Below are 1,128 nucleotides of genomic sequence, written 5' to 3' on the forward strand. Positions count from 1 at the left end.
CTCGAGCAGGGGTGCCATGTCCGCGCGGGCCTGCGGCAGCAGGTCGTCGACGGTGGTGGCCGCGGCGGCGGTGAGGTCGGGATAGTCGGTGGTGGTCACCCGCTCACCTCCAGCGGCAGGGCACTGGGCCGGGGCAGCGGCGCGGGCCGGAGGGTGCCGGCGGTGAGGTCGGCGAGCAGGCGCAGCACGTCGGGGCGACGGTCGCGGGCGAGCGGGAAGGCCGCGCGCACGGCCGGGACGGCGTCGAGGTCGAGGGTGAAGCGCAGCGTCTCCCCCGCCCGGTGCGCGGGTGCCTGCGCGACGATCTCGCCGTTCGGGGCGATGACGCACGAGAGGCCGAAGTAGTCGACGGTCACGCCGTTGAGGGTTTCCGGCCCGGCCCGGTTGGCGGCAACGATCCACATCTGCGATTCGAGGGCGCGGGTCTGCAGCTCGGCGAGGAACAGGTCTTCGCGGGTGCCGAGGGACGAGACGATCGCGAGCATCACCTCGGCGCCGAGCGCGCGGGCGACGGCCCAGTATTCGGGGAAGGTGCGGTCGTAGCAGATGACGCAGCCGAAGCGGGTGCCGAACAGGTCGGCGGTCGCCGGGGCCTGGCCGGGTGCGAAGTGGTACTTCTCGTCGATGTCGACGCCGCCGACCTTGCTTGCGGGCAGCGAGAGCTTGCGATAGGCGGGCACTGCGCCGCCGTCGGGGGTGCGCCAGGTGACGACCTCGCCGGCCGGGTCGACGAGCACGACGGAGTTGTGGGTGACGTCGTGCTCGCTGCGCTCGTACATGCCGAAGGCGACGGCGCAGCCGAGTTCGCGGGCGAGGTCGCCGAACAGCATGGTGGCCTCGCCGGGGACGGTCTGCGCCCAGGGGGTGCGGTCCACGTCGTGGCTGGTGCAGAAGTAGGGGGTGGTGATCAGTTCGGGCAGCACCACCAGGTCGGGGACGGCGCCGGTCGCGTCGGGTGCGGCGGCGGTGCGGACGAGGGCGGCGAGCCGGGCCAGGTTGCCGAGGAGGTCCTCGGTGAGTTCGCCGGCCTGGACGATCGCGACGTCGAGGGTGCGCGGATGCAAGAGGGAACCTCCGGTGTGGGGTGGCGGGTGGGGGCGCGGATCGGTGCACGCGCCCCCACCCGCC

1 protein-coding gene is annotated in these 1,128 nt (G+C 73.6%); it reads right to left on the reverse strand.

From position 1 onward, the window contains the following. Positions 1–95 precede the first annotated feature (95 nt). A complete protein-coding gene (locus CQZ88_RS10275; protein WP_102799699.1) occupies positions 96–1,064 on the reverse strand; it encodes a carbon-nitrogen hydrolase family protein in 969 nt (322 codons plus the stop codon). Positions 1,065–1,128: the final 64 nt, after the last annotated feature.

It is taken from the genome of Rhodococcus sp. ENV425 (genome assembly GCF_002887785.1).
In the GTDB taxonomy this organism is placed as follows: domain Bacteria; phylum Actinomycetota; class Actinomycetes; order Mycobacteriales; family Mycobacteriaceae; genus Rhodococcus; species Rhodococcus aetherivorans.